We start from the raw sequence: 1,985 nt of genomic DNA on the forward strand, positions 1-1,985 counted from the left end.
ATGCGTTCGCCCGCCTTGTCGTGCGTCACCAGCTCGGTGACGTCGTCGCATTCGGGAGTGGCGTACTCGGGGTGCGAGCCCACGTCGAGGTAGAGCCATGGCCGCGACCTGGGCCGACGGGATCGGCGCCGAGATCATGGGGCGGAACAAGTTCGGCCCGCAGCGCGGCCCCTGGGAGGACCACGACTGGAACGGCTGGTGGGGCGAGGAGCCGCCGTTCCACACGCCGGTCTTCGTGATGACCCACCACCCCCGCCCCTCGGTGGAGATGAAGGGCGGCACCACCTTCCACTTCGTGGACGGGTCGCCGCAGGAGGTGCTGAAGCAGGCCAAGGAGACCGCGGGCGGCCTCGACGTCCGGCTCGGCGGCGGGCCGAGCACCGTGCGGGCCTTCCTCGCCGAGGACCTGGTCGACCACCTGCACGTCGTCGTGGTGCCGATCCTGCTCGGCCGCGGCGAGCGCCTCTGGGACGGGCTCGAAGGGATCGAGGAGCGCTTCCGCATCGAGACGGTGGCGAGCCCCAGCGGGGTCACCCATGTGACGTTCAACCGCGCCTGACCGGGTGTCACCGGTCGGCGCACGGGGCGCCCTCTAGGCTGACCGGGTGACCGCACCGGACCTCGCACACTCCGCCCGCCCTTCCACCGACCCTGCCGCCGAACCCTCCGCCGGTTCTTCCGCCGACCCGGCCGCCGCGCTGATCGCCGACCCGTACGCCGGGTACGCCCGACTGCGGGCGGCCGGCCCCGTGCACCGGATCACCGGCCCGGACGGGCTGCCCGTCTGGCTGGTCACCCGGTACGCGGACGTGCGCCGGGCGCTCGCCGACCCCCGGCTCGCCCTGGACAAGCAGCACGCCGCGCCCGGCAACTACCGCGGCTTCGCCCTGCCGCCCGCCCTGGACGCCAACCTGCTCAACATGGACCCGCCGGACCACACCCGGATCCGGCGGCTCGTCTCCCAGGCGTTCACCCCGCGACGCATCGCCGCACTGCGCGGACCGGTCGAGCAGGTCGCCGACGCCCTGCTCGACGCGATGGCCCCGCACGGCCGGGCCGACCTCATCACCGCCTACGCCGCACCCCTGCCGATCACCGTGATCTGCGACCTGCTCGGCGTCCCCACCGAGGACCGCCACGACTTCCGGGCCTGGACGGACGCCCTGGTCACCCCCGACCCGGCCCGCCCGCAGGACGCCCGGGCGGCCGTCGCCGCGATGCTCGCCTTCTTCACCGCGCTGATCGACCGCAAGCGCGCCGAACCCGGCGACGACCTGCTCTCCGACCTGATCGCCGTCCGCGACGAGGGGGACCGGCTCGGCGAGGACGAACTCACCTCGCTCGCCTTCCTGATCCTCTTCGCCGGGTACGAGAACACCGTCCACCTGATCGGCAACGCCGTCCTCGCCCTGCTGCGCCACCCCGACCAACTGGCCGCGCTGCGCGCCGACGAGAGCCTCGTCCCGGCCGCCGTGGAGGAGTTCGCCCGCTACGACGGGCCGGCGCCGCTGGCGATCCGCCGCTTCCCGCGGGAGGACGTCGTCATCGGCGGCGTCACCGTCCCGGCGGGGGAGACGGTGCTGTGCGTCCTCGCCTCGGCCAACCGCGACCCGGAGCAGTTCCCGGAGCCGGACCGGCTCGACGTGCACCGGCGGGAGACCGGCCACCTCGCCCTCGGCCACGGCATCCACTACTGCCTGGGTGCCCCGCTCGCCCGCCTGGAGACCTCGGTCGCGCTGACCGCCCTGCTGCGCCGCTTCCCCGAACTGGCGCTGGACGTGCCGGAGTCGGAGCTGCGGCACCGTCCCTCGCTGCGGGCCCGCGGCCTGCTGGAGCTGCCGGTGCGGTTCTAAGCACCGAGGAGGCAGACGGCCGGGGCCGGGGCGGGCGCGGCCCGCCCGGCCCCGCCCGGGGGGGGGGGGGCGCCCCCCCCCGGGGTTCGGCGTGCACACCTCTGTAATTCTCTAACCCCCAAACATATCTGG

Annotated in this window: 2 protein-coding genes and 1 pseudogene; 2 read left to right on the top strand and 1 reads right to left on the bottom strand. The window is 74.4% G+C overall.

Annotated features, from left to right (window positions below; all coding sequences use genetic code 11):
- A pseudogene (locus ABZ641_RS35125) lies at nucleotides 1-95 on the bottom strand (proteasome accessory factor PafA2 family protein); the annotation flags it as partial.
- A gap of 2 nt (nucleotides 96-97) precedes the next feature.
- On the opposite strand from ABZ641_RS35125, the gene ABZ641_RS35130 reads away from it, so the two are divergent.
- Together ABZ641_RS35130 and ABZ641_RS35135 are read left to right on the top strand one after the other, a co-directional pair.
- Nucleotides 98-559 carry a dihydrofolate reductase family protein gene (locus ABZ641_RS35130; RefSeq protein WP_359988451.1) on the top strand — a complete coding sequence of 154 codons (462 nt, stop codon included), beginning with the start codon at nucleotides 98-100 and terminating at the stop codon, nucleotides 557-559.
- 139 nt (nucleotides 560-698) lie between these two features.
- Nucleotides 699-1,853 carry a cytochrome P450 gene (locus tag ABZ641_RS35135; RefSeq protein ID WP_359988453.1) on the top strand — a complete coding sequence of 385 codons (1,155 nt, stop codon included), beginning with the start codon at nucleotides 699-701 and terminating at the stop codon, nucleotides 1,851-1,853.
- Nucleotides 1,854-1,985 lie beyond the last annotated feature (132 nt).

Origin of the sequence: Kitasatospora sp. NPDC007106 (assembly GCF_040634455.1) — a bacterium.
Classification (GTDB): Bacteria; Actinomycetota; Actinomycetes; order Streptomycetales; family Streptomycetaceae; genus Kitasatospora; species Kitasatospora arboriphila.

What these genes read in the sequence shown, in the direction of transcription:
- ABZ641_RS35130 (WP_359988451.1), top strand. Translation starts at nt 98, where the DNA reads ATGGCCGCGACCTGGGCCGACGGGATCGGCGCCGAGATCATGGGGCGG.